This window comes from Lactiplantibacillus sp. ME-2, assembly GCF_022549155.1.
Taxonomy (GTDB): domain Bacteria; phylum Bacillota; class Bacilli; order Lactobacillales; family Lactobacillaceae; genus Lactiplantibacillus; species Lactiplantibacillus plantarum.
Genome location: NZ_JAKZEQ010000092.1, coordinates 1 through 2,529 on the forward strand (window position 1 = coordinate 1; position 2,529 = coordinate 2,529).

2 protein-coding genes are annotated in these 2,529 nt (G+C 37.8%); both read right to left on the bottom strand.

The window, feature by feature from the left end; genetic code table 11:
- Window positions 1-85 precede the first annotated feature (85 nt).
- On the bottom strand, window positions 86-1,627 hold the full coding sequence (locus MMY95_RS15375; RefSeq protein ID WP_187345448.1) for a hypothetical protein: 1,542 nt from the start codon (window positions 1,625-1,627) through the stop codon (window positions 86-88).
- 436 nt (window positions 1,628-2,063) lie between these two features.
- Complete coding sequence (locus MMY95_RS15380) at window positions 2,064-2,345, bottom strand: type II toxin-antitoxin system RelB/DinJ family antitoxin (protein WP_238352288.1); 282 nt, start codon at window positions 2,343-2,345, stop codon at window positions 2,064-2,066.
- Between the last annotated feature and the right edge of the window lie 184 nt (window positions 2,346-2,529).

Sequence of the window (2,529 nt, forward strand, 5' to 3'; positions counted from 1 at the left end):
TTCGTTTTTCCTCAGATTATACCTGAATTTTTAGTTTTCAGACAGTCCCTAGTTACCGAACCTAATTTTGTGATGCACTACTTTCTTAATCTTTTTCAATTTTCTGCGCGATCCGTTCGTCCAATGCATCCATCAACACTTTACGTTCCGGGTAATGTCGATACCAATCCTGCCAAAGCCAATCTGCTACCTCTAACCCGGTCGAACCATGATACTTTTGTAGATATTCTAATTGCTTAATGATTGAAAGCTGACTCTCAGGTGTTGTTGCTTCCTTCACATCTCGCTGCAAAGCCAGTACATACGGCCTTACAAACACATTTTGAAAACTGTCCCATTCAAAATCAGTTTGCGGAATTATGCTAGCACTAATCTGACGACGCACATTCGACCAATCTGCTGAGGAATACTGCTCTCGAAGCTGAATGTACCAGTTAGAATTCAAAGCATCACATTTGGTGATTGCTTCAAACAACGCCTGCCGGTATTTGTTCACCAAACCACAATCTCGATAGAGTGAAACTAACTGGTCATAGCAATGATACATGACAGTCGAATTGTCATCCTGCGCCGCTTGCTGAATCCCAGTACGACAATACATAATGGCACGTTCTATATCGTTGTACTCACGACAATTCTCAACAAAATAATCACTAACAACTAAATCATCACGATTCAACTGGCAGAATTCTTGGACAGTATTTGGCGATAATTTCAGCTCTTTCATAACATGGATACGATAACGTTGCCATTCAATTACGGTAGTTTCGACTTGAAATTGCATTTCATGATGACTGGCTTGAAGCTTGCTGATTTTGTGGTCAACCAATATCAACTTTTGATTAAGAAACCATGGATTACTGAAAGCATCACTATAAAACAATAACAGCTCAAACTGTGAGCTATACTTAATTGGCAATGCCAGACTATATATGAATAGCCACCGAAAGATCGATCGGCGAATATGACCGTCGGCATGTGTTAGTAACTGCCTGAATAGACGGGCACACTCATCAATCAGATTAGTTTGATCAACGCCGGTGTAACATAACTTCAAGTACGCATAAGTCAATATATCAAAGACCATTTGTTGCTGATTAGCAGCAAGCATTCTCGGCAGTTCGGTTGATACCAACCATTCACAAGACTTGAATAACATTGGTAAATCCGCAAGTGGTGTAAATAATAGACATGGATTAACTGCTAGCATATCTTCATGAGCTAACAACTTACTCTGGCTCAAGGTAAAACTTCGAATATCTTGTATGAGATCCGAATTCCATTCGTTGCCACCCCTATCATTCGATTCCTTGAATAACTTTTCCTGACAATTCTTAGGTGAATTCATCTTTAACTGACTACCAATACTCACAGTATTTTCAACATAATACAACACTGCAGCCATATGCTTACAATGCAGACCAGAAAGAGCATACGGACAATTACAAATCATCGTAGTAACGTCACCATTACTTTCAAAAATCGTAACCTGATAGTCCTGAACACCCTGCACTATCGCCATCAGTTTATGATGTTCCTTACTGAATTTTTTGACATGGCCTTCTTGATAATAATTGAACGCACGCGTTAGCACTTGCTGTTGAAAAAGCGTTTGCCATTGCCTCAAAATCACCTCATCCCCTGGTACTTATTTATTAAAAATTATACACTAATATGTAACTTGAAACGGAGTCTATTAAACTCCAAACACTATCAAGAAATGAGTAATATAAGACAGCCAGTATTCAATGATTTAATTAACATTCATTCAAAGTGGAATAAATGTGTCACGTCAAGATCTGACATAGATTCGGATAGTAAAACTATCTTGATACATGTAATGATGACACTCTACCAGTCAAAAACAGAGCCCCAAATGCCATGGACTCAATGCCATAACAACGGCAACTCTGCTTTATTAATCATTATGAAAGACAACTCCATTGATCAAAATAAACAAGCTCTAATTCGTATTGCTTCAACTAATTGAATTTTTCCAAGCCATCATCACAATGCCAATGATTAAATTCTGAAGCTAAAGTTCCAAACGGGTTGATCAATCATCATTGCTGGAAACTTTTTTTTCTCTTTGGCTGAAACGGCAAACCTTCCTCGAGTAAGCTCTGTTTAAAAAACAAATTAACCGCTGTCGATAAATCAAGTCCCATATCATGGTACAAACGTCTTAATTGTTCTTTTTCATTCTTATCAATACGCATCGCAAACATGGTCTTATCACTCGAATTATTAGACATATTTAACACCTCGCTATCTGTATTAACTAACCTATATCTCGGACTTCCACTCTTTTGCCAGAAAATATTAGCTCGATTTTTCAAAAGCATACTCAATGCTTCCCACTATGTCAGAACAGAACACCTGTCATACACTCTTCAAAATCGGTGTCAGCAAAGATGCAATAAGGCTAATAATTGTTGATAGTTATTTTCAAAGATGAGATAGTTTTTCTATTCCGCGCGTTTTATAATTAAGTTAGCCACCCAGCCAAAATGGTAAAAAAAAGACACC

Excerpts from the sequence above, each read along its gene's own strand:
- MMY95_RS15380 (WP_238352288.1), bottom strand. The coding sequence starts at position 2,345 with ATGCTTTTGAAAAATCGAGCTAATATTTTCTGGCAAAAGAGTGGAAGT.